This is a genomic window from Anabaena sp. CA = ATCC 33047, assembly GCF_963870205.1.
GTDB lineage: Bacteria > Cyanobacteriota > Cyanobacteriia > Cyanobacteriales > Nostocaceae > Trichormus.
In genome coordinates, this window is sequence record NZ_CAWMSA010000067.1 from 70,042 (window position 1) to 96,612 (window position 26,571).

Below are 26,571 nucleotides of genomic sequence, written 5' to 3' on the forward strand. Positions count from 1 at the left end.
AGTTAATTGTCTTTAATTTGGAATTTTGAATTTTGAATTTTGAATTGTAGCTTACCCCTTTGGGGAAGCGAGCTACGCGTAGCGTCTCCTAAAGAAGCGACTGGACAATGGTAAAATTTGTATTCATAGCCGTCTACTGCTGGTAAAGATTGAGTTTCGGCTGTACATTCTTTAACGGCTTTGTCTACAGGCGCATGAAAATTTACCAGCCACAAATCAAACGGTTTTGGTAAGGCTTGTATAGTATTTGCTAGGGTAGTAGTTGCAGTCTGAACATCTTTGTCTTGATGTGCCAGCAAAAATAAAGAAGCGGGAGAGTCAATATTTTGTGTTCTCAATTCCCTAGCTATTCCCATCATCTCACCTATCTGTACGTGGGTGATTTGTGTCGTGGCAATGAGAACAGGAACTTGAGAGGTTTGTTGAATTAATTTCACGAACAGGTCAGGACGGTAGTATTTTTGATAACCTAAATTGCAGATGACTGTAATTGCACTCACAAATCCCATCAACCAAATTAGCATCACGGCTTTTTTACCTTGATGACTGTGCCAAGTTACAGCTAGACTAGCTCCCAGTAAAACAATTACAGCCGGAAAGTAAACGAAGTTATAACGCGCACCTCTGGTTAAGTCTATACCCAAAAAATAGGTAAAGACAAAAAATAAAGCGATCGCACCCACAACTAACCCAGCCAACACCCGCGTCACAAACTGAGTATCTGGTTGTTGTAGTTGCACCTTCAACCCACGCACTAAAATCGGTGCAGCCCATATCATAAATATCAGCATCACCAAGCCAGAAGCAATCACAATCACTAACTGATGTGCTTCCACGGGTAGCAAATACAGCATTGTCACCCAAGCTGCAAACGCCTGAAAAATCGGACTTAACCAAGCCAAACCCTCACGGGGTTGCTGTATCCAGTCTGTTAAGTCTTCACCATAGCTATTTTGTAAGAAAATTGGTATCCAAACTATAGCAGCGACAAATGTACCGAACACTACAGCATAAATCCGTCGCCACGGAGGAGATAAAAAAACTTTAGGGTTAGTTTGGATTTGTTGCCAAGCTAGCACTATCAACACTAAGGCTTCTGTGGCTAGGGTAAGAACAAAAAAGTAATGGGTAGCAATGCCCAAGGCGTTAATAATTACCCAGGTTAATGCTATGAAAATAGGTAGTTGGGTGTGCTGTTGGATGTGGCGAGTGGCAATGATGAAGCAAACGAAATTAGCAATTACCCACAAAATTGCTAAGGTGTAGTGACGGGCTTCCTGTGCCAAAAATATGGCGTAGGGTGACACAGCCATCATCGCCGCCGCTAAATGTCCGACTAAGCGCGAGCGAAATGTCATCCATCCTAAGACATAAATAGCGGGGATAGATGCAGCCCCGAAAATTGCCGCCAGCGATCGCGCCCCCCACAGAGAAACTAAACCCTGTTGTGCAGGAAATAACCGCATCCACCAGTGAGCCAAAGCAAAGTAAATTGGAGGATGGTTGGTTTCATGACTGAGATTTTGCCAGACAGCCGGAATATTTGCCGTGGCTTGGGGTTGTAGTGGTTGTAATAAAATATCAGGTGCGATCGCTTGATCTAAAGGTACTCCTAAAAAACTATTCCCCAAGCTAAACACCAAGGTAGAAAATTCATCAGTCCAAGGAGGCTTGGCAGTTAAATTAGTTAAACGCAAGCCTAAACCGATGAGTAACCACATCAGCAACAATAAAGGATGAAACCAGCGAGATGAGATGGTAGAGTGCCAATTATACAAACGCATTTATTCCTTGCAACAAGCCACGCACCAGAACAAGTTAATTTGTATATCTTAGACTGCCATTGACTATTTAAGTTCGGTGGTTATTTTACGTCTGTGACGCGCCAGCTAAGTTTTAAGTTTACCCAGAAATTCCAAACAGTAGCGACTGCGATCGCAATCAGGTTAGCAATATAACGGTTAGGCAGCAGGAAATTAAACACCAAATTCAACACCAACACATTCAACATTAACCCAGCCAAGCAAATCACATTGAACTTCAAAAATCGCTTCAGGCGTTGATGCCATTGTCGCTGTCTCATAGAGACATCCGCAAATGTCCACGCATCATTCCACAAGAAATTATTAAAAATAGCAATTTCCCCAGCCAAGATTTTACTGCGAGTCAGAGGCCAAGCCAAGGTAGACGGGTCACTAAGTAAATACAGCACTGCCATATCCACAAATACCCCACTCAGCCCCACCAAGCCAAACCGCAAAAATCGACCAATAGGAAAACCTGCACCTTGATTAAATCGCCCCATACCACCAGTAGACAACCGCAATCTGATTAAATGGTGAATATATTCTACATATTGCTTCCAAGTAACTTTACTTTCTCCCTCTTGACGTTCACAGAATACATAACCCACTTCGCTAATACTATCAACATTGCCCCGTCCAATCACCTCTAGGAGAATTTTGTAACCTACAGGATTAAGTGTTGCACCCACAATACTATTGCGTCGCACCATAAAATAACCACTCATAGGATCAGAAACTCTTCCCAACACTCCCGGTAAAATAATCAATCCTAATACCTGCGCGCCACGAGATAAGAACCGCCTCACCGCACTCCAACTACTCACACCACCGCCATCTACATGACGACTGGCTACTGCTAAATCTGCCCCCTGTGCAATTTGAGCCAGCAATTGCGTCAATACTTCTGGTGGATGTTGCAAATCTCCATCAATTACCCCTAAGACACTCCCCCTCGCCACCTGCCAACCCCGAATGACTGCGGAAGACAGTCCCCGTTCTTGTTGTCGTCGCATCACCCGCAATTGTGGATATTCCTGAGTCAGCAAGTGCGCTACTTGCCAAGTCAAATCAGGACTATCATCATCCACAACAATTAACTCATAGTCTTCTGGGATAACTTCATCCAGGGTTTGACTTAATATCCTGACAACATGTTCAATATTGTCCCGTTCTTTATAAGTGGGAATTACCAAAGAAAAATAGACATTATTGGTGGACGGTAAATCCGCAATCTGTAGCGGCCCAGTGGGAACTGTTAACAGTGTATCAGATGAGTTGACGTTCATAAAAGAAATTGTGATTGGCGAAATGAAGTATACGAGTATGCAGAAGCTAGTGATAACTTGGTAAAGAATTCTACTAATAGGCAGATATTAGTTGGTTTCCATCTCATATATAGTCATCGCAATTATTCAAATTTTACCCTCAATTTTAACTGCTATATATCTAGTTATTTTGTGCATCTAGTTGAACCAATCTCGCGAATTAACCTGATTTATATATTAAGTCTGGAATTAAGTTTATTAGGAGATATTTAGTGAATTTTTTGTCAATCATTATCATGGTTTAAAAAAAATCTTTATTCATCGTTTTTTCAAATTGAGGTAATTATTACATGAAAAAAATAATGTTTTTTTCCGGACAAGATACTTTGAGCAACGTCAAGATTTTAATTATCATCATTCTAGTATTAAGCTTTACCTTTAGGTTTATTAATCTTGATCAAAAATCATATTGGGATGATGAAGCTTTTACAGCATTACGTATTTCTGGTTATACAGAATATGAAGTGGTTGAAAAAGTATCCAGTGTTGAGAGAGTTAGTGTCACAGATTTATCTCAATATCAAAGTCTTAATGCAGAAAAAAATTTAATTGATACCATTAGCTCTTTAGCGTTAGAAGAAGCTCAACATCCACCACTATATTATGTAATGGCTAGATTTTGGATGCAGTGGTTTGGTAACTCAATGGTATCAATTCGTGCTTTAGCTGCTGTAATTAGCTTACTAGCTTTACCTAGTATCTATTGGTTGTGTGTAGAGTTATTTGGTAGTTCTGGGATAGCATGGCTAGCTGTACAATTGTTAGCAATCTCACCCTTCCAGGTGCTATATGCTCAAGAAGCGAGAGAGTATAGTTTATGGATAGTGACAATTTTGCTATCTAGTGCCTCACTGCTCAAAGCAATTCGCACTAATACAAAAATATCATGGGGAATCTATGCAGCTACTTTAGCCCTGAGTCTTTACACCTTTCCTTCCTCTGTCATTGTTGCCGTAGCACATGGGGTTTATATCATCGCCATAGAAGGTTTTCGATTAACTCAGAAACTAATTACCTATATTTTGGCATCACTCGCTGGGTTACTAGCTTTTTCTCCTTGGTTATTGGTGATTATTACAAATTTATATCATCTTAAAAAGATAGTTGCGGGGCAAGGTGGTATGCCTATTTTGTCTTTGATGAAAACCTGGGCATTTAACCTCAGCCGGATGTTTATCGATACCAATCACGAAAGGGCTGTCATCAATTTTGGTTTTGAAAATAACTTGACTTATTTAATTCAGGTAAGTTTGGTAGGACTAATAGTAGTATTGGTAGGATATTCTATCTATTATCTGTGTCGTCACTCATCTAAAAAAGCATGGTTATTTATTTTATCATTAATTTTAGTGACTTCACTACCCATCATGTTAAAAGATTTAATCTATGGGTCAACAAAATCAATTATTCCCCGCTATTTAATTCCTGGCTATTTGGGAATTCAAATATCTGTAGCTTACCTGCTAGCAAATAAAATTAGCTCAACTGCTTCTCAACAAAAATTTGGAAAAATTATGATGTGTGCGCTATTTTCCGGCGCAATCTTTTCCTGTGTGATGATAACGCAAGCCAATGACTGGTGGACTAAGAGTCATAGTGATACAAATCTCCAAGCTGCTAAATTAATTAATCAGGTTGAACGACCGCTTTTGATCAGTGATGGTAGCATGGGGAGAATATTAGGTTTGAGCCATCAGCTAAACTCACAAGTTCAGTTACAACTAAAACCTTACTGTCACACCTGTCGTGTGCTTCCCCCGTCTGTTGTCAAGCAAGATATTTTCAAAATTCCTGATGAATTCGATGTATTTTTATTTGCTCCTTCTGTTGAGTTAAAAAAGGCTATGGAGCAAAATAGCAATTATCAACTTCAGCCTTTAAGTATAGACCTGTGGCGCATAAATAAAGCAAGTAATCAATACTAAAGGTTTCTAGATGCAGGATTAAGTCATATTTTGCACCATTATCAAGCAGCTTAACATGGGAATTGTCAACAACATACAACTCAGAATTTTGGCAAATCTCAAGTAATACCGACCCAACAAAAATTATTAAGCTGTGTTAGTTAAATCTGTTGTTATAATTGAATAAATGATTATGGGATAGATACCCGACTTCTTTGAGAAGTCGGGTGTCTGAGCATGACCTTTTTTAACCTGAGCTAATTAACACAAATTTTGTTGTTAAATGTTTTAAGGTACTGTGAACCATAAAACTATTGATGCTATTCTTGATCGCGCTGTCTTAGGGTGCGATTTATCCCCCAGTGAGGGAGTGCAGCTACTAACCCAAACTGAACCAGAAGCGATCGCCTCCATCCTCGCCACAGCTGACAAACTGCGTCAGCAGCAAGCCGGGGAGACAGTGACTTATATAATTAACCGCAATATTAATTTTACTAACATTTGTGAGCAGCATTGTAGTTTTTGTGCATTCCGGCGAGATGATGGTGACGCTGGTGCTTACTGGTTAGACTGGGCGCAAATTCTGGAAAAAACCCAAGATGCTGTACAGCGTGGGGCGACAGAAATCTGTATGCAGGGAGGATTAAACCCGCAAGCGCAAATTAACGGCAAATCTTTGTCTTACTACCTGAAGTTAGTAGAAACCATCAAGCAGGAGTTTCCGCAAATTCATCTCCACGCCTTTTCTCCCCAAGAGGTGCAATTTATTGCTAGGGTGGACGGCTTGAGCTATGCTGATGTGATTCAGGCTTTAGGTGATGCTGGTGTGGGTTCTATGCCAGGAACAGCAGCAGAAGTATTAGATGATCAAGTGCGGCGTGTGTTGTGTCCAGAAAAGATTAACACGGCTACCTGGTTAGAAATTGTCAGTACAGCCCATAAACTGGGTTTACCTACCACCAGCACCATGCTATCGGGACATATTGAAACCCCAGTGCAACAAATTGAGCATTTAGAAAAATTGCGATCGCTGCAACAAACTGCGATTAATCAAGGATACCCAGCCCGGATTACAGAATTTATTCTCTTACCTTTTGTCGGGCAGGAAGCACCAAAATCTTTACGCCGTCGTGTCGGACGAGATCAACCAGTATTGGCAGATGCTTTACTATTAGGAGCAGTAGCCCGGATTTATTTGGGTAATTGGATTTCTAACCATCAACCGAGTTGGGTAAAACTGGGACTAGCTGGGGCAACAGCAGCCTTGCAATCCGGTTGCAACGATATTGGCGGCACATTAATGGAAGAACATATTACCACAATGGCCGGTGCTATTGGTGGTACTTGTATGGATGTTAACACCTTGGAAAATGCGATCGCTGCCATAGGCAGACCATTTCAACAACGAGACACTCTCTATGGGAAGGTGTAGGAGGCAGGAGGTGAGCCACTGCGGTGGACGGCTAATATTGACTTGTAGAGACGTTGCATGCAACGTCTCTAAAAATATCCAGTCCCTTCCAGTCCCCAATCCCCAATCCCCACTCAACACTCTCTTGCTCCTTAAGCTACCAATCCAAGATAGGATGGACGTTGATTTACATAGATTTTACATATTGCTTATGAATCGCTATTGGTCGCGTCTGCTTGCCCTAATTTTGGTTGTGGTGATTGGCTTAGTGGGCTGTGGTAGTCGAGATAGTTTGACAGGGGATTACCGTCAAGATACTTTGGCTGTAGTCAGTATCTTGAGAAAAGCCATAGAATTACCCCAAGATTCACCAGACAGAGCCGTAATTCAAGCAGAAGCCCGGCAAAAAATTAATGACTTTTCTGCTCGTTACCAACGGGCTAACTCTGTATCTGGACTTAGCTCCTTTACCACCATGCGAACCGCGCTTAACTCCCTAGCCGGACACTATAGTTCTTACCCCAATCGCCCCGTACCCGAAAAACTCAAGAATCGCTTAGAACTAGAGTTTGATCAGGTAGAAGCCGCACTCAGACGAGGTGGTTAAACAGTTAATTCACCCTCCCCTGACTGTAAAAATATCAAGTCGGGGGTGTGCTTTTGAGCATCAGGTGGCAAAGCTAACAAATATCCCCTTAGTGGGATGTTATGTCTGAAGCAAGTCTAATAAAACTTTAATAACTTTACTGACATAAGTCGGTTGAAGGAGTTCTGTACAAGCAGACTTCAAAACCTCTGTTTTTGGAATACAAACAATTGATACACATTCCACAATTAAGGGGAATGGGTGTAAATTGTTGCGTTATTCTATTTTTTATTGATATGTCTAACCTGCCTTTGAACCGTTGCAGAGTGAAATTATTTTATCAAAGCCTATTCGCCGCTATCTTCAGCAGCAGTATATTGCTTCCTTACCTGAGCAGTCAACCAGCCCAGGCACAGGTAACGCAGTATTGCCAATTATCACCATCAGCCGTCAAAACAAAAGAAAATTTACGTTTATCTGCGCTAAAGGGCAATAAAAATGCTCAAACACGTTATCAAAAATTAATCAAACAACACGCTCAAGAAGTACAGCAGTGTCGTAAACGCACCTGGCCAAATATCCAAGCTGTTTGGATACGTCTATATCCCTGTGATATGAAACCAGGGGCGTTAGAGCAGATTATGGATCGGATTGTCAACGATGGTTATAACCAAGTTTATGTAGAAGCATTCTATGATGGGCGTGTATTATTACCCGCAGCAGCTAACCCCACAGTCTGGCCTTCAGTAATTCGCAATCCCGGCGCGGAAAAGGTTGATTTATTGGCTAAAGCAATTCAAACAGGCAGGGAAAGAGGGTTAAAAGTTTATGCTTGGCTATATACCGCTAATTTTGGCTATAGCTATGCCCTGCGACCAGACAGAGAAGGTGCGATCGCCCGTAACGGTCAGGGTCAAACTAGCTTATATGTTGTCAATGAAGGCAGACAAGTATTTATCGATCCCTACAACGAACAAGCTAAACGCGACTACCACCGCATGGTACAGGAAATCTTACGCCGTCGCCCCGATGGGGTATTATTTGACTATGTTCGTTATCCCCGTCAAGCTGGTAGTGATTCCATCGCTACCAAAGTCACAGATTTATGGTTATTTACTCAAGCTACTCAACAAGCTTTATTTCGCCGCGCTCAAAATAACCAAGGACTAGAATTAATTCGCCGTTTTTTAACGAAAGGATACGTCACCGCCGGAGATATCACAGAAGTTGATCAACTCTATCCTCAAGACAATGAACCTTTATGGCAAGGTAAAATACCCACAAAAGATAAATCCCTACTCTCACCCAATGAAAGACAACCACTACTACAAACACAACTGTGGTTGTTAGCTGTTGCCCATGCCATGCAAGGGATTGTAGATTTTGTCAACTTAGCCACACACCCAGCTAAACAACTAGGTATTCCCTCTGGTGTGGTATTTTTCCCCGAAGGTAATCAAACCGTGGGACAAGGCTATGATTCGCGTTTGCAACCTTGGGATCAGTTTCCTAGTTCCTCACAGTGGCATCCCATGTCTTATGCTGCTTGTGGTCATGTTACCTGTATTGTGGAGCAAGTGCAACGAGTTTTAAGTTTAGCCCAGCCAGGTACACAAATAATTCCGGCTTTAGCTGGTAAGTGGGGGGGTGCGGTAAGTAATCGTCCCTCATTAGAAGCACAAATGCAAGCATTACGGAAATTTGCGCCTCAACTCAAAGGTGTGAGCCATTTTGCTTATTCTTGGCAGTATCCTCAGCATGATAGCGATCGCAAAGCTTGCCGTCACTACAATTAACTATTTTTAATATTACTGGACGCTCCCACCAAGCAGCCAAATTCTTCATTCATTTCTCATCCGTCCTGCTAAGGAAGCAACTACGGATACCAATTGATCAGCTTCGATAGGTTTAGTAATATGTATTTGGAATCCGGCGGACAGAGCCGCCGCTTCTTCTGTATCTCCAGCATAGGCCGTCAAAGCAGCAGCCGGAATTTGCCCTCCTGCTTCAGAACCCAGCAATCGCACTTCCCGAATCAATGCGTAACCATCCTCCAAAGGCAAACCAATGTCAGATAATAGTACATCAAACCTACCAGGATTAGCTGTGAGTATTGATAGTGCCTCTCTTGCCGAACCTGCCTCTGTTACTTCCACCTCATAATCTTCCAACACGATGCGGAATAACTGCCGGATATCCGGTTCATCATCGACAATCAGCACCCGCACACCTGCCAAGGATGGGTAAGAGTCTGGGGAAACTGGGGAGGTGGGAGAGACAACAGACTCTTGCGGACTGGCTACAGGATGTTCTTCTAGTGGAGTTTGCAGAGGTAGGCTAACAGTAAAAGTTGAACCCTGTCCCACACCTGGACTTTCTACTGCTACCGTCCCACCGTGCAGTTCTACCAAATGACGCACAATTGAAAGTCCTAGTCCCATGCCCGGATTTGATTTGCTTCTGCTGCCATCAGCTTGGCGGAAGCGTTCAAAAACAAAGGGGAGAAAATCTGCACTGATGCCTAGCCCTGTGTCCTTCACTTGAATCTGGGCTTGGAAATCCGTGTAGTCTAAAGTAACATCAATTCTGCCCCCTGGAGGCGTAAATTTAATGGAGTTAGAAAGTAAATTCCACATTACCTGTTGGATGCGAATCGGATCTGCAACTAAAGTTTTGGGTGAAGAATCTAGTCTTGATTCGATATGAATATTTTTCGCTGCTGCGGCCAGATGCACAATCTCTATCGCCGCCTCAATCACAGGCACAAGTTCAATGGTTTGGGCATCCAACCGCAGTCTGCCGGTACTAATGCGCGAAATATCCAACAAATCCCCAATCAGTAGATTTTGAGCCTTAGCACTACGCTCTATCGCTTCCAATGCCTGATCAGTTTTTGCTGCATCTAGCTGTTTATCACGTAGTAACTGTGTCCACCCTAGGAGTGAATTAAGTGGATTCCGCAACTCGTGAGAGAGAATAGATAAAAATTCATCCTTAGCGCGGTTAGCTGTTTCCGCCGCCGCACGGGCTGATTGCTCTTGAGCGAGCAGTTGAGTGCGTTCTGCTTCTAAATGCTTCTCTTGAGTGATATCTTCAATTGCCAGAAGAATCAGTGGTCTATCGCCTATTTGTGGCATTTTCCGGGCATTGAGGCGCATGATTTTGTGGCCGATTTGCTCAAATGTATGCTCCACCTCCAAATCTTGAAACTGGGATTGATGGGGGAGGATATCTTCTAAAAGCGATCGCAACTGGGGAATATCCCACTGTCCATTACCAATTTCATAAATCAGGCAATTCTCCGTTTCTTCTCGCACCACCATAAAGGTGTCGTAGAAAAATTGATTAGCAGTCACCACTCGCAAATTCACATCCAGCACCACCAGAGATTGGCGCACAGTACCCACAATCGCTTCTGCATAATCACGGGATACTCTGAGTTCCTCAGCACTTTGCTTGAGGGCATTAATATCAACTAAAACTACCACAGCACCGTCAATTTTATGGTCTATTGTCCGATAGGGACGGATTCGCAGGTCATACCAGTGACCCTCTTGGTCTTGAACTTCCTGATTTTTTAAATTCAGGGTGCTAATCACATCTAATATCTGTGCTTCTAAATCAGATATATTTAATTTGTGTTTAATATCACTTAATGACCGCCCCACATCCGAAGGAATGAGATTGAAGATATTCGCAGCAGCAGGAGTAAAGCGACGAATCTGTAACTCACCACCTAGCATCAAAATCGGAATATTGATACTACTGAGGAGATTTTGCAAATCATTGCTAACTTGGGTTGATTCCAGATTCCGTCGTTGTAATTCGTCGTTAATTGTATTTAATTCTTCATTCGTAGCCTGAATTTCTTCCTTAGCAGTTTCCAGTTCCTCATTTGTACTTTGCAATTCTTCATTGCTAGAGAGAATTTCTTCGTTAGCTGCTCTCAAGTCTTGATTAGTCGCTTGTTGCTCCTCAATAATAGATTGCAAATAGTCCTTAGTGCTGGCTAATTCTTGTTGGAGTAGGGCTATTTCTTGCTGATCACTCGCTTGTTGCCCCTGCTCAATCTGAACCAAGTTATCACCTGCATTTCCTGGTTGACTATCTTTAAGTTCTGGCACAGAAGTTACTGATTCCAACTTGTCTGCAAACAGAACCAAAAAATAGTATTCTCCCGTCGATTGAGATTTGAAGGGAATCACATCAAAACTAACCAGCCTAACTAAATTCTCTTGTCTGACTTGTATGTTTTCCTTTCTCACGGCGGAGTTTTGTTTTTTAGCTTGGTGAATGGCTGTGCGTAACTCCAGACGCAATTCCTTTTTAGCCATTTTCAGCAAATTAAAACTGGGTCTGCCCGGTGCAGGTTCTAGATAAGAACTGGTCTGTCCGCGAAACTGCAAAATCTCCAAATCGCTGTTCACAATCACACCCACTGGGGCATATTGGTTGAGTACAATCTGGTCAGCCTGTTTCTGTATTTCCAAACCATCCCTAACAGCCTCACTCACTGGCAGTTGAGGTTTAATCGTTTCCTGGGGATAATTGCTGGCTACTAGCTCAATTCCCAACCGCCCAGGTGCCATTTTCCGCGAATAAATCTTGTATTTTTTATCTAGCAGTGTAAACAAGTTGGAAAACTCGCCCACCGTCTCCGAAGTGCCTAACATCAAAAAGCCACTGGGTTTGAGTCCATAGTGGAAGATGGGCATTACTTTCTTCTGCACCGCAGAACTTAAATAAATCAGCACATTGCGACAAGTAATTAGATCCAGTCGAGAAAAAGGTGGATCGCTAATCAGGTTTTGTCTAGCAAAAACACACAGTTCCCGCACCGGCTTGCTAATTTGGTAGCCTCCCTCTATTTGGACAAAGAAACGCCCTAAACGTTCAGGAGAGATATCTCCGACTTGACTGGGTTTATAGATAGCGGTTCTAGCTTTCTCAATCGCCGCCTCATTGATATCTGTGGCAAAAATCTGGATCGGGATATTGATTCCCTTATTGCTCAAAAATTCCAGTAAGCATATTGCAACAGAGTAAGCTTCTTCACCAGTGGAACATCCTGCTACCCAAATGCGGAAGGGTGAATCTGGCTTGCGTCCCTCAGCCAGAACGGGAAATACTTTGGTTTTCAAAGCTTCAAATGCTTCCCAGTCTCGAAAAAAACTGGTGACAGTAATCAGTACATCTTGATATAGTGCTGTCACTTCTGCTGGGTTATTTTGGAGATACCGAACGTAATCCTCCAGTTGATCCAACTGATACAAAACCATTCGTCGCAGAATCCGCCGCTTCAGGGTAGTCTGCTTGTAATGGCTAAAGTCAACACCTGTAGCTGCCCGCAGCAGATGGAAAATTGTTGATAAAGCATCTGTGCCTTCTGGCATCACTTCAGTTGGTTTGACTGGTGTGGGCTTTTTAACGTAGGGATGACGGCTGATGTTTGCCAGTTCTTGGGCAATTTGTTGGGGGGTGAGGATAAAGTCTACATAACCAGAAGCCACAGCAGTGTTTGGCATACTACTGACTTTTGCTGATTCCTCACATTGGGCAAAGGTAATACCCCCTGCGGCCTTGATGCTTTCCAAACCTCTAGTACCATCTCCATCACCACCCGATAGCACAACACCAATAGCTTTACTGCCCATCGACTCCGCGAGGGAAAAAAAGAAACTATCCACTGTCATTGATATGCCGTAAGTCTTCTGACGCGGCTTGAGTTTTAGTTTCCCTTCTGCTATGGTCATTGTAGCATTGGGCGGAATCACATAAACATGATTTGGTTCTACTTGCATCCCATATTCGGCTTCAGTTACCGGCATTTGGGTCGTCCGAGAAAGAATCTGTGTCAACATACTTTTTTGCTGGGGATTCATGTGCTGAACCACCACAAATCCCATGCCAGTATCAGTTGGCAAATGGCTCAATAGTTGTGTGAAAGCCTCCAAGCCACCAGCAGAAGCTCCCATCCCAACAATTGGAAATAATTTTTTATCGTTCTCCTGCTGTTGTGCGGCGGTTACTTTCGGCACAGAGTGATTGTCTGGAGATTCTCCAGAAGACGGCCTAGAGTTCATGGGATGCACCTGATTTATATGTCAATGTCTTACGTCTGACATTGACCAATACTTGACCCGATGTTTCTAGTCTAATCAAATAAATCTTTTTATCGGGTAATGCGGAGAATTTTGTCCTGCTGTGGTGGGCAATTCCCTCGACCATCGCAGTTACTGGTTGTCACATATAATTCACCATCTGGCCCCATAATCGCCTCTCGCAGTCGTCCATATTGACCTTGTAAATACACCTCGTGACTCTCGACTTGTTGGGGAGACTGGGGATTGAACACCACACGTTGCAAATGTTGGGAACGGAGAGTGGCGATAATTAAGCTACCTTTCCACTCAGGAATAGAATTACCAGTATAAATTGTTGCTCCACCTGGTGGTAGAGCCTCACGCCAAACAATCGACGGAGTCACCAGTCCTGACCGTGATTCGCAACGGTAGATAGTAGGCCAGCCGAGGTTGTCGCCGGCTCTTGCTACACTGACTTCATCGTGACCCCTTCTGCCTAAATCACCACTAGGGCCGTGATCTGTTACCCATAGCGTCGATTCATCGCGCCAATCAAACCCCTGAGTGTTGCGAATACCAGTAATATATACAGGATTTTTCCCAAACGGATTATCTTGTGGTATTTGTCCGTCAGGAGTCACACGCAAAATTTTACCAGCCAAGCTATTAACATCCTGGGAAATTTGCGGTACTCTGGCATCACCAGTTCCAATGTAAAGCATTCCATCAGGGCCAAAGCGGATACGACCACCGTTATGAAATTGTGCTACAGGAATATCATCCAGAATTACCCTATCAGGTGAAGCAGTAAGTCCATTCTGGGATAGTCGCCATCGTTCAACACGATTGACTTGCGACCCATTTCTATCAGTAGTATAGTAAACGTAGAAGAATCGATTGGCGGTAAAGTTGGGATGAGTTGCAATGCCCAGTAAGCCACCTTCACCACTAGCTGTCACATCGATAGTAGCTACTGGCTGTGGAATAAGTTTACCATCCCGCACTAGGCGAACTCGTCCCGGTCTTTCTGTAACTAACATATCTTGATTGGGCAGAAAAGCAATTCCCCAAGGCACTACCAAACCTGTGACTACTTCTTCCACCCGCAGGTTTACCTGTCCTTGTGAACCAAAGCCATTTTCTACGAGAATACAGGCTTGATTGTTAGTAGAAGTTTGTTGGCTGACTTGTTCAGCAGTTTGTGTTTCTTGGTTGCTAGTTTTCGCGGACTCAGTGTTTGCTAAGGTGCAAGCCGAAAGTCCAAGTAAAACCATGCCAAAGATTAATCTTACTGCAAGAGTTATTCTCAGTTTCATGATTTGTTATCTCCAAAAAATCTCTGCCTGCATGGTTTTGGAAATGGCTAAAGAAATTAATTTGCCTAGTTCTATGATTTATTGCCAATTTAGCAGTAATGTAATGAGTGGCTGGGCTTTTTAGTCTCTATTTAGAGATATATATTTGATCTTTATTCTCAAAATTCCCTTGCACTTTCAGCAGCCTGTCTCAGTGCTAAAAAAGCTTCTTTTAAAGGTTGGCTAACAGCACTGTCTGGTTCTGCTAACACTAACTGTTGATAAGCTTCCAAGAACTGCGATCGCAATCGATGGAACAAATGCAGAAAGTGATGCACAAAGCTGATACAGTCCAAAACAACAATCTCTATGCCACCTGTACGCTCATACATACTTGCAGCATATTCTCGAATACCTTCATCAATCACATCTGTGGTGTTGACACTCTCCGCCCTAAAAGTGCGGAGATTCTTGGGCTGAATCCTGCCTCCACCAACGATGTTGATTTTGGTCTTACAGTTTCATGTCTAGTCCGAAACATATCTCTCGATATACCCCACTTAAGGACTACTCCCCAAGCGTAAATTTGGGTATGCCCTACCCTATTTAATTGCTTTTCGACCTTACAGTTTGGACTTATTTTTACACCATTGACTGTTAGGCATTTTGAGATCACGGAGTAGGACGTTTTACCTGTTTCCTCATCGTTCTCACGGTCTACAACCTACTGCTAGTATACCAGAAAGCCGTCGTAGAACGACGGGGTTTTCAACCCAAATTTTCGATAAAAATATAGTTGTCAACCCGCTTGCCTGTGTTGTTGATTTTTTGCAAGGCACGGTTAATATCCTCTAAGGTAACACGTCGAGTTTTCATTTCATAGCTAGTGATGACCTTCTCATCATCAACTAGGGTAATTTCTACATCTCCCAAAGCACCTGTCTGCTCATCGGCTGCGTTGTGGGATTCTAGAGGTAAAAAACGCTCCCCAATATATTGTTCTGCTACTTGATAGGCAGCAGCAACAATCACTACAGGAAGACGGCTTGAACCTCGGCAAGTTAAATGCTGTTTCAAGAGTGTGACAATTTCCTCTGCTGACAAAGGTATTGCATCTTCCGATTTCTTCAAATCTGACAGTAGTGTTTCCATGCGTTGCCGCTTCTCGTTGCGAGCAATAATTAGACAACGAATGGTTTCCGCTAGCAGTTCCTCAGCAGTTATCCTACCTTGATGAACATTATCAAGTAATTGTAGGGCAGTTTCGTAGAGTTTAGGCGGTCGTCCCACCAGATTAACTGCTGGGGTTAAGGTGATGTTGCGGTTTCGTAGGGCAGGAGTCAGGAATGCAGTGGTAGGATTACAAGGCAACTCGTGCTGGTTAATAAAGGCTGTAATGTAACTTTCATCATAGTAACGCCCAGAGTAAGCGTCTGGTGTACCTATTTCGGTGTAAGGCTTGCGGATATCAATATCTGCACGGTGAATTGCCGCCAAAGCACAAGCTAGCAACAAACGAACTACAGCACGATTGCCCACATAACGTGATACATAGTCAATTTTTTCGGCAATGCTGGGGTCGGCAATAATAGGTTGCGCTATCGATACTTCAGCTTTTTGGTAGGCTACATCAAGGATAGCTGTTGGGGTTGTGGACATGGAGCGATTTCTTCAACAGTAAGTGTGGAGGCTGTCAGGTCATAATTGAGCCACAGCACTTCTTGCCGTAACTCCTTGATGGAATGGCATTGCTTCAGGGGTGCTTTAATGCAGTTCCAGTCACCATACAGTTCTTGCATCAACTGACAATCATAACCTGAAAGAGCTACTTTACCTTTGACTGCACGCAAAACATTCGCCAGTTGCCGATGTTCGTCGTCGGTCATTTCGTAAGCATAAGCTTTACTATCCCCACGGGAATCGTGCGGGTATGGGGGATCACAATAAAATAAGGTTTCTGGACTATCGTACCGTTGAATAATCTCAATTGCTCGGTCGTTCTCAATTTGTACACGTAGCAACCTTTGCACGATTTCGGGCAGATCCTCAACACTACCCAACCACCGGGAAACTGCGCCAGCCATTCCAGCACGGCTAGTCAGTTTACAATGCGCCCATCGTCCAATACTAGCGGTTTGTGCCAAGCCGGTTCTCACTTGTCGCGCCCGGACAAAAAATCGTCTAGCTTTTTCTAAGTCTGACAAACCCTTTTCCTCTTTGGCAATAGCAATCCGAAATTCTTCACGGGAAAACGGTGTTAAGCCAATGGCTTCAATGAGTTGGTCTTTTTGGTCACGTAGCACACGAAAGAAGTTAACTACTTGCCCATCAATATCATTGTAAGTTTCTACAGGCGAAGGCTCTCGGTTTAACAACACGGCTGCTGAACCACCAAATGGTTCGCAGTAGTGGATTGTTTTTGGCAATAAGGGTAATAACCAGTCTAAATGACTATACTTACCGCCATACCAACCAAATGCAATTTTCTTTGCCATGAATGTCAACCTCAGAGGGGGTGCTGTGACTACAATTTAGGATGAGGGTAAAATGCTCCCGGTACGCGGAGAAATACTGTACTCAGTTGAGTTTACTTTGTTTCCATCCAGTTATCACCTGCTTTGACTTCCACTAGCAATGGTACAGTTAATTTAACTGCGCCTTCCATGACTGTTTTGATTTGTGGTTGTAATTCTTCCCACTCATTCGGCGGCACTTCAAATACTAATTCATCGTGAACTTGTAATAATAACCGTGCTTGATAGTTTTTTAAAACTTCATGCAGTTGTACCATTGCAATTTTGATGATATCTGCACTTGAGCCTTGAATTGGTGCATTGGCGGCAGAACGCAGTAAGCCAGCATCGTAAACACCTAAGTTTTTCAATTTGCTTAAGTCAATGTCTGCTGGGTTGCTACCTTTGAGTTGGCGTAGGCTGTTGTTGGTAAACTCAAAATAACGGCGACGACCAAGGATAGTTTCGACATATCCTTGAGATATGGCTTGTTTTTTGACTCCTTCTAAATAAGCAAACACTTGCGGGTAGCGATCGCTAAATCTTTTAATGAATTCATTGGCTGTGTTTTTATCTATGCCTGTGGAACGGGCAAATTTTAGCGAACCCATCCCATAAATTACACCAAAATTAATGGTTTTGGCGAGTCTCCGCTCATCGGATGTAATATCCTCTTTCTCAAAGATTAATTTGGCTGTGACTGTATGAATGTCTTCATTCTGCTGGTATGCTTGCACTAAAGCTGGTTCTTGGCTTAAATGTGCTAAAATTCTTAACTCTATTTGCGAGTAGTCAGCAGCTACCATTAACCACCCGGTTTCGGGTAAGAATGCTTTGCGAATTTGCCGACTAAAGGCTGTCCGAATCGGGATATTTTGTAAGTTGGGATTAGAAGACGATAGTCTACCCGTTGAGGTGGCTGTTTGGTTAAAATCAGTATGTATTCTTTGGGTATCTGGACGCACTAAGGCTGGTAAGGCATCTACATAAGTTGATTTTAATTTTGATAGGGTGCGATACTCAATAATCGCATTCACAAAACCAGTGTCATCAACTTCTTGTAGTTTTTCTAAAGTCGCTGCATCGGTAGAATAACCTGTCTGAATTTTCCGGGAGTATTTGGTACTTAAACCTAATTTTTCAAATAATATATGACTCAATTGTTTAGGAGAACCTAAATTAAACTTCTCCCCGGCGATGTCTGTAGCTTGTTCTTGTAATTTGGCTAAATCTGTTTCTAGTTGCTGCGAAAGTTCTAGCAAATAAGCTGAATTAATCCGCACTCCTGTATATTCCATTGCCGCTAAAACTGCTTCTAGCGGTTGTTCTACCTCTGTTAATAGATGCGCTAATTTAGGAATTTTCTCTAATTCCTGGCGCATTTTCTCTACCAGTTGCCATGTTGCATATACTTGCAAACAGCAATAGTTAGCTACAGCAGAAATATTGATATCCGCAATGGTTTTACCTTTAGGAACTAAATCAACATAGTTGGTTAATGTTAATCCTAAATAACGTAAGGCTAAATCTGTGAGGTTATGGCTAGTATCTGGATTTAAAATATAACTAGCCAACATGGTGTCAAATACAATTCCGGCTAAGTTAACTCCTTGAGTGCGAAAAACTAAGCGGTCAAATTTACCATTTTGGAAGGTTTTAGGATATGCTGCACTTTCCAGAATTGGTCTGAGTGCTTTGAGTGCGATATCTTTATCTAGATTATCTCCGGTTTTATGCGCCAAGGGAATATAAGCTAATTCATCCGGTGCAGTTCCCCAACAGCAACCAATACCCACTAATTCCGCGTCTCTGGGTTCTAAGTCACTGGTTTCTGTATCCCAAGCTACAGGATTTTTGGGGTTAGTAAATGTCTGTAAGATGTTAACTAATTCTGTTAGTTGCGCCTCAGTCTGAATGATGCGTGGTTGAATGGGTGCATCGGGTTGTTGAGAAACTGCTGCTGTATCTTCCGCACTGAAAAAGCTGATGTCTTCATCTTGTTCTTCTGTGCTGGGTGGTGCGCTTGGGGTTTGTGCAACTTCGCCGCCAAATTTTTGTTGTAAGTCGTTGACTTTCTGTAAAAAGGTTTTGAATTCTAACTTTTCTAAGATGGGAACGAGAATACTATGATCAAAACCTTTGAGTTGACAGTTTTCTAGATTAACTTCTAGGGGAACATCTACAACTATTTTGGCTAAATAGTAAGATTTTTCTGCGTCTGCTTTCCCGGCTAGGAGTTTTTTCTGAGTCGCGCCTTTAATTTCATCTATGGCGGCGTAAATGTCATCTAGGGATTCGTAAGTATTTAGTAATTGTACGGCGGTTTTTTCGCCAATTCCCTTGACTCCGGGGATATTATCGGATTTATCCCCACACAAAGCTTTAAAATCAACGATTTGTGTCGGTAAAATACCGAGTTTCTGTTTAACTTGTTCTGTGCTGAATTCGGTGATGCTACTTGTGGAACGTTTGAGTGCATCAGGACTAAAATTTAAAACGGTGATTTCTTTGGCGGGGTCGATCAGTTGAAATAAATCGCGATCGCCTGTTAAAATCTTGACTCTATACCCTGCTGCCGTGGCTCTTTGTGCTAATGTTCCTAACACATCATCGGCTTCATAACCAGGTGCGGTGTAAATTGGTAGATTGAAGCCTTGTAATAATTCGTGGAGATTTTTTAAGTCGGGGACGAAATCTTCTGGTGTTCCCGGACGATCAGCTTTATAGGTATCATCAGCTTCGTGGCGAAAAGTTGGTAAACCTAAATCAAATGCGATCGCCATTGCTTGCGGCTGTTGTGTATCCATGACTTCCAACAGTGACTTCAGAAAGCCAAAACACACACTCGTAGGAATTCCCGTTTTTGTACGCAGTCCGCCATCTCGTCCTTTGGCGAAAGCAAAGTAAGAACGAAAGGCTAGGGAGTGTCCATCTACAAGGATGAATGTAGGACGGGTAACAGTGAAAGCAGCAGAAGTTTCAGACATAACCCTATTGTAGCGATAAACCCACCTTAATTACGCACAATTAAGGATGGAAAATCTCTTTTCTCTATTCCCTCACCCCACAGGATGTTTTCCAACTATTGTTACTAACATCAAACGAGACAAAAGTCATCAGCAATTTTTCTCTGCTTCACTCTTTGTGAGGGTTTAGTCATCCTCAAACCCTATTCCCTGCTCAAGCTTTAGTAAAATTCAATACTGAAAATTCTACAGAATACTGGAGTTATTTATCATAACTATTGAGAGGATTTCAGTGATTACCCAGTTGTCATTTCACAGCACAAACCGAACTGATAATCTGGGTATTTCCTACTAGATATCTAATTACTTTTGCCTTAGCTGAAATTTACATACATACCTAAAAAAGTAGATTAATTCGACTGTTATCCTAGATAAAAATTTACAAAAACTTACGTATATTTATCAAGACTATTCTTTCAGATTTAGAGGTAGAAATGTATAAGTAATCTTTCTGGCAATCGTTCTTTTTGGAAGATGCTTTCCCATGACAACAACACTTTTTAAGTCTCTAGGTGCTGCTACAACTTTGGTAGGAATTCTTGCTACTGCTAGTTCTGCTAATGCAGCTTCTCTCACCTCCTCCGCTTCCAGTGGTTTATTGTCCACCGATTTCGCCAATGTTACTCTCAGCGTCCAAAAGTTTGACTCATCTCTGGGTACGCTCAAAGGTGTAACTTTAAAATTTGATGGACAGCTTCAGGGCGTTGGAAGATATGAAAATACAGGCCCTAATGCGAGTTCTGTAACGGTGAATTTAACTGGTCAACTCGGCTTAGACCTGGGTGGTCAATCTCTGTTCAGTTTAAACCCACAAAAAGCTGATACATACAATTTTGCCGCTTTTGATGGCACCCTGGATTTCGGCGGTACTTCTGGAAGCACAATTAACGGGCCAACTGCTCAAATGTCACAGACAAGAAGCTTTACTGATGCTTCCTTCCTACAAGCTTTTATTGGCAGTGGCAACTTAGACTTCTTATTATCGGCTCAAGCCACATCAACAGTTTCTGGTTCTGGAAATATATTTGCCTCTGTGACAACACTTGCTAGAGGTGGTGTTGAAGTTACCTATGACTATGACCCAGTTCAGTCTGTACCTGAACCTTCTGCGGCATTAGGATTTGGTCTAGTGGCAGGTATTGGTTTATTGTCACAACGTAAAAAAAGCTGGATCAAGTCTTCTAATTAAGATATTTTGTGGAGTAGGTGTTTTTCTCTACTCTCTTGATTAACTGCATCAAAAGTGAAACAATTACTGGCAACAATTGTTGTTTTCAACAACCCATCTGAAACACTCAGTTCATAAAAAAAACCCGGTTGATTTTTTGTCACCTGGGTTTTTATTGTTGACTGGATTTACAATTCAAAATTGATTAAAAATCAAGGTAGTAGGGGTTTAGCTTGAACAGCAAGAAGCCTCACGCTTACCGCGATAGCGGAAGTGTTGAGACGGACACTTTGCTCAAGTCGGGAAACCCGCCCACGCAAGTGTCCTCATGAATTGCGCGTGAGTTGACAGTCATATCTTACACCATTCTCAATAAGCTCCAGGCGATGCACACCCAACAACCTAAAACTAAGGGTTTGAACAACTTGCAAGCAATGCCCACCCTACAAAAATTATCATTAAGGAACAGGTGTAAGATGTGTGTAGGTGGGTGAAAATTAAAAAGGTGGCAATTCTTTGAGAATCGTAAACCTAATATGATTAATTGCCAACTCACCTATAGAGATATCTTCTTTGGTTAATCTGACACCTTGACTACTCAGGGTTTCAAAAGAAATACCTTTGCCAATTTCTATGTGATACCAGCATAAGCCCATGAAAAAGCGAGTTGGATAGGGGCCATCATTACCCAAATCATCGGGATTAGATTCCATTGGCAACCAACCAATCCCCGGTATGTAGAATTCTAACCAGACATGATTAAAATCTGGATGCAGTGGCACTCCTTGATGTTCGCCATAAGGAGGGCATTTATACCTGCCGACGGTGCGGCATGGTATCCCATTTAAACGACAAAGTGCCAATAATACACCCACATACTCACCACAAGAGCCTACACCTCTTTCTAAGACAATATCTGGTGTATCGATGTAGGGTTTAATGCCATAGGATAACTCATCATAAACGTAGTTGCGGATATTGTACATTTTCCGCAAAAGATTTGTTTCTGAGCCTACAGCATCACGGGCAGCACGGCGGACAATGGGGGTGTCCATTGCTAAATCGTCATTATCCACTAAGTAGCGGGTTTCAAATTCCTCTGGTATTTCAGGAATATCTTCGACATCTCTGGGTGTGATACGATACTTAATTCCTCGTACTTCTACTAATGCTTTCCAGCCAAATACATGACGTTCTCCGGGGGTGAGTGCATCGAATTTAAACACTGCTACCCGTTGTCCATCAATGATTTCTTCTGTAAAAGGTATACCGATGGGTTCAACGTGTTGGAGTTTTTGACGTTCGGTGTCTGAGGGGAGAGCAATTCGCCATTCGACATCAGGCAAATATACTTCTTCTAAGGGGGCGATTTCCTCAGCATAGGACATTTCGATGAGATAGCCGTTAGAAAGGGCGTATTTTTGGTCTGGCTGGTGATGATAATACAGGGGATGAATAAAAGTGCGATCGCGATATGTTAATTCATGATTCGGATCAGCATTAGGGTTATCCCGAATATATGGCTCTTCACCAGCATAGGCAACAAACAGACTTTGTTTACCCGTTTCGCTATCTAGATGTACTGCTATGCCTGTAGGCGAATCAAAAGGTGTTAAGACACTAAATTTAACTTCGCCAGTTGCCCTGTCCATCGCGTAAACTGTTTGTTCTGTGCGATCGCAAATCCACAAAGTTTCCCCACAGACTGCTAAATTCTGTATCCCTACGCCGGGAGTATAAAATCTAGTAATCTCTTTGCGGCTATCACGGTCATAAATCAGGATGTAGCCTATTCTTTGACAACTGATATAAACAGTTGAATCCCAAACAGCAACACCATCGGCAGCATAAGGCAAGGTGGCAAAATGCTCTAAACCCCAAGCGGAAAGCTTGGATAAATAAACACTGTTACCACGAGTTACCCAAAGTGTATCTTCCCAAACAGCTAAACCTCTCACCTCACTAAATTCTTTAGTTTGGTGAGGGTTGAGAATTTTACTATTATCGGTATGAGGGTCAATTTCTAATAAATGTCCCTTAATAGTATCAATCGCAATCAGTTTATCTTGAATAAACGCAATGCCGCATAGATTAGCAGCAGTCAACGGTCTAATTGTCCTTTGCCCAAACATTTGGCTTGCTGTCAAACTAATGGGTGCAAAACTCATATTAACGGTTTAGCACTCCCTTAATATATTGTGGCATATTGTTTTTCACCGAATTTGCAACTGTCAGATTCATACTGATTATGGGAACAATGTTTTTTAAATCACTCTAGCTTAGGAAATAATACATACAGTTTCAGCCAAACAGTCAGCACTTGAGGAGCATGACATTTCATCCTTATACAGCTTGGCAACAGTTGTAATGTAACTTTAGTGGATGGTTTTCCAGCCTCCACTAAGATTATGATCGAATTCTGTAACTATTTCCTGTGACTTACACAATGTCTGCTAATTCTTTGCCTGAAGGTGTCGCAATTTGGCATAGTTTGGAAGTTGATAAAGCACTAGAACTGCTCGATAGTAATGCAGACAGTGGCTTAACAACCCCAGAAGTTGAAAAGCGGCTGCAAAAATATGGCCCTAATGAACTAGAAGAACATGGCGGCCGCAGCGCGTGGGAGATTCTCATTGATCAGTTCAAAAACATTATGTTGTTGATGCTGATTGCTGTGGCTTTCATTTCTGGGTTGTTAGATTTCCTGGCTTGGCAAGCTGGGCAACTCAAGCCTGGGGAAGTACCATTTAAAGATACGATCGCTATCTTAGCCATTGTCATTCTCAATGGTATCCTGGGCTATGTGCAGGAAAGTCGCGCCGAACAAGCCCTAGCCGCACTCAAAAAAATGGCTTCTCCCTTAGTGCGAGTCATCCGCAACGGCAAACTGGAGGATGTAGCCGCTAAGGATATAGTCCCAGGGGATGTGATGCTGGTAGAAGCTGGGGTACAAATATCCGCCGATGGGCGTTTAATTGAACAAGCTAATTTGCAGGTGCGCGAGTCAGCACTCACAGGTGAAGCAGAAGCAGTTAATAAACAAGCTACTATACAACTACCAGAAGATACATCTTTAGGCGATCGCATTAATTTAGTTTTCCAAGGTACAGAAGTTGTCCAAGGGCGCGGTAAAGTGCTGGTGACTAACACTGGTATGCAAACCGAAATCGGTAAAATTGCCGCCATGTTGCAGTCGGTGGAAAGCGAACCTACCCCCCTACAGCAACGGATGACACAACTAGGTAATGTCCTAGTCTCAGGTTCTTTAATATTGGTGGCGATTGTCGTTATCGGTGGTACTATCCAAGCGCGAGGCTTTAGCAATTTACAAGAACTGTTAGAAGTGTCCTTGAGTATGGCGGTAGCGGTAGTACCAGAAGGTTTACCCGCCGTGATTACCGTGACTTTAGCACTGGGAACTCAGCGCATGGTAAAACGCAACGCCTTAATTCGCAAATTACCGGCGGTGGAAACTTTGGGTTCTGTCACTACTATCTGTTCTGATAAAACCGGGACGCTGACTCAAAATAAAATGGTCGTGCAGTCGGTTTACACTAATGACAAAAGATTTCGGGTGACAGGAGAAGGTTACGCGCCTGTAGGTGAGTTTCAGTTAGACGGTAACACCATCGACGCAGAAGATTATCCCGAAATTGCCGCTTTATCAGTTGCCTGTGCTATTTGTAACGACTCGGTACTGCAAAAAGAACAAGGAGAATGGGCGATTTTAGGCGACCCCACCGAGGGGGCTTTAATGACACTGGCAGGAAAAGTTGGTATTGAAAAAGACCAATGGAATAGTAAATTACCCCGTGTCAATGAATTTCCCTTTTCCTCAGAACGCAAGCGGATGAGCGTGATTTCCCAGGTGGAACAAGTCGCCACCGGGGAACAGTCCTTGACCGCAGTTGATCCAGCGATCGCCAACTTGGTAAACTCTGAACCTTATGTCATGTTTACCAAAGGTTCACCAGAGTTAATTCTGGCACGTTGCACTGAGATTTATACAGGCACAAACTCAACACCACTCAATGAAGCCCAACGTAGCCAAATTTTGGCAGAAAATGACCAAATGGCGAGTAAAGGTTTACGGGTGTTAGGTTTCGCCTACAAACCTCTGTTAGAAAATCCGCCAGAAGGTTCAGATGAAACCTCAGAACAAAATTTAGTTTGGCTGGGTTTGGTAGGAATGCTCGATGCACCCCGTCCAGAAGTTAGGGCGGCGGTACAGGAATGTCGAGAAGCGGGTATACGTCCGGTAATGATTACAGGCGACCATCAATTAACCGCACGAGCGATCGCCACTGATTTAGGTATTGCCCAAGAAGGTGACAGAGTTCTCACCGGGCAAGAATTACAACGCATGAGCGACCAGGAACTAGAACAGCAAGTAGACCTAGTAAGCATTTATGCACGGGTAGCCCCAGAACACAAACTGAGAATTGTGCAAGCCCTACAGCGTCGGGGTAGATTTGTTTCCATGACTGGGGATGGTGTCAACGATGCCCCAGCCCTCAAACAAGCTGACATTGGGATTGCAATGGGCATCACGGGTACAGATGTCAGTAAAGAAGCCAGCGACATGGTACTTCTAGATGACAACTTCGCCACCATTGTCGCCGCCACGAAAGAAGGTAGAGTAGTTTACACTAATATTCGCCGCTTTATTAAATACATCCTGGGCAGTAACATCGGTGAAGTTCTCACCATTGCTTCCGCCCCGCTTTTAGGCTTAGGTGGTGTTCCCTTGACACCATTACAAATTTTGTGGATGAACTTAGTCACCGACGGTTTACCAGCCTTAGCCTTAGCCGTAGAACCCCCAGAACCAGACGTAATGAAGCGTCCCCCCTTCAGTCCTCGTGAGAGTATTTTCGCTAGGGGTTTGGGTTCTTACATGATACGCATCGGGATTATTTTCGCCATCATTACAATTATTTTGATGCAGTGGGCTTACTCTCATGTTCAAACATTCTCAGGGGCAGGACTCGATCCTGAGCGATGGAAGACAATGGTATTCACTTCTCTGTGTCTTGCTCAGATGGGTCATGCTATAGCCATTCGCTCGAATAATCAACTCACCATAGAGATGAATCCCCTTTCTAATCCCTTTGTCTTATGGGCTGTAGTTGTGACGACAATTTTGCAGTTGATGTTGATTTACGTTCCACCCCTGCGCGCATTCTTTGGTACTCACTGGCTACCTCCCACAGAGTTAGCGATTTGTTTCGGTTTCAGTGCTTTAATGTTTGTCTGGATTGAAGCAGAGAAGATATTCTTCCGCTTTACAGGCAAGAGAAGCGTTTAGAGGAGGATGAGGGGGATGAGGGAGATGAGGGAGATGAGGGGGATGAGGGAGATGGGGGAGATGAGGGGGATGAGGGAGATGGGGGAGATGGGGGAGACAAGGTAGACAAGGAAGAATTTTTCCCCATGCCCCATGCCCCATGCCCCA

The 26,571-nt window shown here is 43.0% G+C and carries 15 protein-coding genes; 6 read left to right on the forward strand and 9 right to left on the reverse strand.

Annotated features, from left to right (window positions below):
• Positions 1 to 2: 2 nt before the first annotated feature.
• Complete coding sequence (locus tag AACS98_RS19925; protein WP_232317184.1) at positions 3 to 1,784, reverse strand: glycosyltransferase family 39 protein; 1,782 nt, start codon at positions 1,782 to 1,784, stop codon at positions 3 to 5.
• A gap of 80 nt (positions 1,785 to 1,864) precedes the next feature.
• Complete coding sequence (locus AACS98_RS19930) at positions 1,865 to 3,091, reverse strand: glycosyltransferase (protein WP_066383066.1); 1,227 nt, start codon at positions 3,089 to 3,091, stop codon at positions 1,865 to 1,867.
• A gap of 329 nt (positions 3,092 to 3,420) precedes the next feature.
• Between AACS98_RS19930 and AACS98_RS19935 the strand changes: the two genes are divergently transcribed.
• The 4 genes from AACS98_RS19935 to AACS98_RS19950 all read left to right on the forward strand — a co-directional run bounded on the left by AACS98_RS19935 (position 3,421) and on the right by AACS98_RS19950 (position 8,827).
• Positions 3,421 to 5,055 (forward strand): glycosyltransferase family 39 protein, encoded by a 1,635-nt coding sequence (locus tag AACS98_RS19935; RefSeq protein WP_066383067.1) that lies wholly within the window; start codon positions 3,421 to 3,423, stop codon positions 5,053 to 5,055.
• A 277-nt stretch (positions 5,056 to 5,332) separates the two neighbouring features.
• The gene (gene cofH, locus AACS98_RS19940) at positions 5,333 to 6,466 is read left to right on the forward strand and encodes a 7,8-didemethyl-8-hydroxy-5-deazariboflavin synthase subunit CofH (protein WP_066383068.1); all 1,134 of its coding nucleotides are present in this window, start codon (positions 5,333 to 5,335) and stop codon (positions 6,464 to 6,466) included.
• Positions 6,467 to 6,656: 190 nt separating this feature from the next.
• Entirely contained in the window at positions 6,657 to 7,052 is a 396-nt protein-coding gene (gene psb27, locus AACS98_RS19945) for a photosystem II protein Psb27 (protein ID WP_066383071.1), read from the forward strand.
• A 275-nt stretch (positions 7,053 to 7,327) separates the two neighbouring features.
• Complete coding sequence (locus AACS98_RS19950; protein WP_066383074.1) at positions 7,328 to 8,827, forward strand: family 10 glycosylhydrolase; 1,500 nt, start codon at positions 7,328 to 7,330, stop codon at positions 8,825 to 8,827.
• Between the two features lie 45 nt (positions 8,828 to 8,872).
• On the opposite strand, the gene AACS98_RS19955 is transcribed toward AACS98_RS19950, so the two are convergent.
• The 6 genes from AACS98_RS19955 to polA form a co-directional block, all read right to left on the reverse strand.
• Complete coding sequence (locus tag AACS98_RS19955) at positions 8,873 to 13,114, reverse strand: chemotaxis protein CheB (RefSeq protein ID WP_084386946.1); 4,242 nt, start codon at positions 13,112 to 13,114, stop codon at positions 8,873 to 8,875.
• 89 nt (positions 13,115 to 13,203) lie between these two features.
• On the reverse strand, positions 13,204 to 14,430 hold the full coding sequence (locus tag AACS98_RS19960; protein ID WP_066383080.1) for a PQQ-dependent sugar dehydrogenase: 1,227 nt from the start codon (positions 14,428 to 14,430) through the stop codon (positions 13,204 to 13,206).
• Positions 14,431 to 14,588: 158 nt separating this feature from the next.
• Positions 14,589 to 14,837: a hypothetical protein gene (locus AACS98_RS19965; protein WP_066383082.1), complete on the reverse strand. Its 249-nt coding sequence runs from the start codon at positions 14,835 to 14,837 to the stop codon at positions 14,589 to 14,591.
• A 340-nt stretch (positions 14,838 to 15,177) separates the two neighbouring features.
• Positions 15,178 to 16,068, reverse strand: a complete 891-nt coding sequence (locus AACS98_RS19970; RefSeq protein WP_066383085.1) for a restriction endonuclease, SacI family — start codon at positions 16,066 to 16,068, stop codon at positions 15,178 to 15,180.
• Positions 16,035 to 16,904 carry a DNA adenine methylase gene (locus tag AACS98_RS19975; protein WP_066383088.1) on the reverse strand — a complete coding sequence of 290 codons (870 nt, stop codon included), beginning with the start codon at positions 16,902 to 16,904 and terminating at the stop codon, positions 16,035 to 16,037. Before AACS98_RS19975 ends, AACS98_RS19970 begins: the two co-directional genes overlap by 34 nt.
• Before the next feature lie 92 nt (positions 16,905 to 16,996).
• Positions 16,997 to 19,909 carry a DNA polymerase I gene (gene polA, locus AACS98_RS19980; protein ID WP_066383089.1) on the reverse strand — a complete coding sequence of 971 codons (2,913 nt, stop codon included), beginning with the start codon at positions 19,907 to 19,909 and terminating at the stop codon, positions 16,997 to 16,999.
• A 523-nt stretch (positions 19,910 to 20,432) separates the two neighbouring features.
• Between polA and AACS98_RS19985 the strand changes: the two genes are divergently transcribed.
• The gene (locus AACS98_RS19985; protein WP_066383092.1) at positions 20,433 to 21,137 is read left to right on the forward strand and encodes a choice-of-anchor E domain-containing protein; all 705 of its coding nucleotides are present in this window, start codon (positions 20,433 to 20,435) and stop codon (positions 21,135 to 21,137) included.
• Positions 21,138 to 21,613: 476 nt separating this feature from the next.
• On the opposite strand, the gene AACS98_RS19990 is transcribed toward AACS98_RS19985, so the two are convergent.
• Entirely contained in the window at positions 21,614 to 23,284 is a 1,671-nt protein-coding gene (locus AACS98_RS19990) for a transglutaminase-like domain-containing protein (RefSeq protein WP_066383095.1), read from the reverse strand.
• Between the two features lie 278 nt (positions 23,285 to 23,562).
• Here AACS98_RS19990 and AACS98_RS19995 point away from each other — a divergent pair, with 278 nt between their 5' ends.
• Entirely contained in the window at positions 23,563 to 26,424 is a 2,862-nt protein-coding gene (locus tag AACS98_RS19995) for a cation-translocating P-type ATPase (protein ID WP_066383099.1), read from the forward strand.
• The last annotated feature ends 147 nt before the right edge of the window (positions 26,425 to 26,571 follow it).